Origin of the sequence: Methanospirillum sp., from assembly GCF_035560735.1 — an archaeon.
Taxonomy (GTDB): domain Archaea; phylum Halobacteriota; class Methanomicrobia; order Methanomicrobiales; family Methanospirillaceae; genus Methanospirillum.
Genome location: NZ_DATMYY010000162.1, coordinates 1 through 2,122 on the forward strand (window position 1 = coordinate 1; position 2,122 = coordinate 2,122).

1 protein-coding gene is annotated in these 2,122 nt (G+C 43.0%); it reads left to right on the top strand.

Annotated elements, in window-relative coordinates:
* Nucleotides 1-150: 150 nt before the first annotated feature.
* Nucleotides 151-2,122, top strand: a 1,972-nt coding sequence (locus VN429_RS04980; protein ID WP_325630448.1) for an ATP-binding protein, incomplete at its 3' end; no start/stop codon positions are given.

Consider the following 2,122-nt stretch of genomic DNA (forward strand, 5'->3'; position numbering starts at 1 on the left):
GATTAATACCGTCCCTGATTACTGAAAACCAGGAAACCAGATTACAGAATTCTGGAGCCATTACCTGTGTACAAAACAGAAAGAAAATCTAACCATCTTATAGAATATCAACACATTCCTCTCGATTAAACGATTTCCGGACGCAAGAGAATGGGAGAAGAGGCACAGGATTATGGGAGAGCAGGAGAGGCCCTGAGAGAGAGTGAGCAGATATACAGGGATCTCTTTGAAAGATCCCATGATGCAATCATCACCTTAAAACCCCCTTCCTGGACATTTTTTGTATGTAATCAGGCAGCCCTGGACCTGTTCCATGTTAAAAGCAGAGAGGAATGTTGTTCTCTTGGGTTAGCCGATCTCTCCCCGCCACTTCAACCAGATGGAAGTGAATCAGCAGAAAAATCCAGAGAGATGATAGAAACTGCCCTGCAAAATGGATCTCATTTCTTCAGATGGACCATCAAAAGACTAAACGGGCAAAATTTCCCTTCAACGATCCTCCTCACAAGGATGACTCCGGGTGATATCACATATCTACAGGCCACTATTCGTGACATCACAAAGGAGAAGCAGGCTGAAGACGAAATCCGATTGCTCAACCAGAGCATGATGATGGCGACAAATGCATCCCAGTTTGGAATATGGGACATGGATCTGGTTACAGATCAGCTCAAGTGGGATGACGCCATGTTTCGGTTATATCATTTGTCACATGGAGAATTCGGTTCAACCCCGGATTCCTGGGTCTCAAAGATCCATCCTGATGATAAAGCCCGGATACGCGAAGAGCTGGATAGTGCCATTCTAGGGAAAAAACCGTTTGATGCTGAGTTCAGAATTGTATGGCCCGATGATAGCATCAGGTTTATCAAAACATGTGCAAATGCCCTGATTGATAGTAATGGGGATCCTGTCCGGATGATCGGCATTCAATTTGATATCACCGATAAAAAATTGTACGAATGGGAGGTTACTCAGTATGCCGAACAACTGGGGATAAAAAATCTCGAACTGGAAGAACTATCTGATGAACTAGCCCGCCTGAATCAGGAACTGGATAAGAAAGTCAGGGAACGAACCATTGAACTTGAAGAGGCAAACCGTGTTCTCAAGCAGATGGATGTTCTGAAATCACAGTTCATTTCAATCGCATCACATGAACTGAGAACACCGCTTATCGCCATGAAAGGGTATTTAAATCTCCTTCTTGATGGCACACGGTGGAATGCACCGGAAGATCATCACCGGATAATAGAGATAATCTCCCGGAATGCTGATCGACTCAGTCGGATTGTTAGTGAAATACTAGACATATCCAGAATTGAAGAGAATAAACTGGTCTTACTTCAGGACTGGTTTTACATCAATTCAACAATAAAAGAAGTTGCTGAAGAACTCTCGCTTTCACTCGAAAAGCGGGGACAAACTCTCAATCTCGAACTTAATGACAATCTTCCACAGTGTTTTGGTGATCAGGATCGCATAACCCAGGTATTTATTAATCTCCTTGATAATGCTATCAAATTCACACCAGACAAAGGAACTATCACCATCCGCACGTATTTAGAACATAATTCTCTGGTCTGTGAAGTTGAAGACACGGGAATAGGAATAGATCCAAAGGATATCTCGCAAGTCTTCACGCGGTTTTTCCAGGTCCGGGATATAACAGCACACCGGAGTGGAAAGGATGAATTTCTGGCTGGAGGGACCGGACTTGGCCTTTCTATTGTAAAAGGAATTATTGAAGCACATCAGGGCACAATTTCTGCTACAAGCACTCCCGGGAAAGGAACAGTGTTTCAACTTAAACTTCCTCTTCAGAAACAACCATGTCAGTCTGATAGAACAGGTACTAAAATAAGTGAATGCTCTCCGAATCAGGACACAAAACAAAAAGATATACCTTCTTGTGAGCAGGTTCGAAGTCAAATAGTCATCTTACTTGTGGATGAGAACCCCGAAATTAAAGAAGTATTACACGATCTTCTTTCCCCATCATATTCATTTCTCACTGCAAATACGGGAGCTACTGCATTGAAAATGGCATATGCCAGCCAGCCGCATCTTATCCTTCTAAATGTTGATATCCCCGGGATAATGGGACGCAATATCTATAACA